The organism is Sulfitobacter sp. UBA1132, from assembly GCF_002311545.1.
Classification (GTDB): Bacteria; Pseudomonadota; Alphaproteobacteria; order Rhodobacterales; family Rhodobacteraceae; genus Sulfitobacter; species Sulfitobacter pontiacus.
In genome coordinates this window covers 179,704-180,504 of the sequence record NZ_DCAN01000012.1, presented here as the reverse complement: position 1 = coordinate 180,504, position 801 = coordinate 179,704, and the positions used below count along the sequence as shown (strand labels likewise).

1 tRNA gene and 2 rRNA genes are annotated in these 801 nt (G+C 50.6%); all 3 read left to right on the top strand.

Annotated elements, in window-relative coordinates:
- A 23S ribosomal RNA gene (locus B4F27_RS11175) occupies positions 1-356 on the top strand; the annotation flags it as partial.
- Between the two features lie 183 nt (positions 357-539).
- Positions 540-654: ribosomal RNA gene (rrf, locus tag B4F27_RS11170) — 5S ribosomal RNA — on the top strand.
- A gap of 70 nt (positions 655-724) precedes the next feature.
- Positions 725-801 (top strand) — tRNA-Met (locus tag B4F27_RS11165).

Genomic DNA, 801 nt, shown 5'->3' with positions numbered 1-801 from the left:
AGTCGGTCCCGAGGGTATGGCTGTTCGCCATTTAAAGTGGTACGCGAGCTGGGTTTAGAGCGTCGTGAGACAGTTCGGTCCCTATCTTCCGTGGGTGTAGGATACTTGAGAGGAGTTGCCCCTAGTACGAGAGGACCGGGGTGAACGATCCACTGGTGGACCAGTTGTTATGCCAATAGCAGTGCTGGGTAGCTATGATCGGACAGGATAACCGCTGAAGGCATCTAAGCGGGAAGCCCCCCTCAAAACAAGGTATCCCTGAGAGCCGAGATAGACCATCTCGTCGATAGGCCAGAGATGTAAGCGTAGTAATACGTTCAGTTGACTGGTACTAATTGCTCGATAGGCTTGATTTGATCCAGTAGAAGAAAGACTTCTTACTAGGACAAAAGCATACACATACAATCAGTCGTACTGACTTGGACAAATCCTTACCCAGAATGGTGAGGAGGCGGGAACGCGCATCCTTCGGATACGCTCTCTCCCGCTTGTTGCTCTTTTGCCAATGGCAAAAGGAACAACATAGAGGTTTTACTCGGTTTGGTGGTCATAGCGTAAGCAAAACACCCGATCCCATCCCGAACTCGGCAGTTAAGTGCTACTGCGCCAATGGTACTGCGTCTTAAGACGTGGGAGAGTAGGTCACCGCCAAACCTAGCAAAACCTCTACGTATCTCTCAAACGATGACAATTAATAAGCCAATACAAAAACATTGGCACCCGGCGCGGGATGGAGCAGCCCGGTAGCTCGTCAGGCTCATAACCTGAAGGTCGTAGGTTCAAATCCTACTCCCGCAACCA